Annotated in this window: 1 pseudogene; it reads left to right on the forward strand. The window is 59.1% G+C overall.

The features are described 5' to 3' along the window. Positions 1-215, forward strand: a pseudogene (locus A7090_RS25500) (IS66 family transposase); the annotation flags it as partial.

The following is a 215-nucleotide window of genomic DNA, read 5'->3' on the forward strand; positions in this document are numbered from 1 at the left end:
TGGACATTATTTTTGTAGAGCCGGAGGAAACAGACCAGACGGTTTAAATGAGCCGGTTACGGTTATCCGGACGGTACGGGAAAAACATGCCTGTACTCAGTGCGATGCCATCGTGCAGGCACCTGCACCTTCGCGGCCCATCGAGCGGGGTATCGCCGGACCGGGGCTGCTGGCCCGCGTGCTGACCTCGAAGTATGCAGAGCACACCCCGCTGT

Source organism: Escherichia sp. MOD1-EC7003 (assembly GCF_002965065.1).
In the GTDB taxonomy this organism is placed as follows: Bacteria; Pseudomonadota; Gammaproteobacteria; order Enterobacterales; family Enterobacteriaceae; genus Escherichia.